A 355-nucleotide genomic window follows, 5' to 3' on the forward strand; every position below is an offset into this window, starting at 1 on the left:
GTGTCGGGGGGGGGTGGGCCCCGGTGGCCCCAACCCTCTCTCGATTTCCGTGCTTTACTGGTTCCATGGAATTCGGGAGTTTCTCCATTTCTCCCGTGTCAGGGAATTCGGAGAATCCCTGACACCCCCGGGAATGGACTGGAAGGCCATTCCCGTCCCCGCACCCGAAAACCTTTCTGACACCCCCTCAAACCCCACCCCCGAAAAACCTCAACACCACCCATACACAACGCTTTTCGTGCCGGAGGCACACAGCTTTATGGAATCTGGCCGGAGGCCAGTTTCCATAAAGCACCGCCGGAGGCGGAATGCTTTTCGCGCGTCCACGACCGCAATCACATTCTGGTCTTCCAGG

This window comes from Streptomyces sp. NPDC007095, assembly GCF_040634475.1.
Classification (GTDB): domain Bacteria; phylum Actinomycetota; class Actinomycetes; order Streptomycetales; family Streptomycetaceae; genus Streptomyces.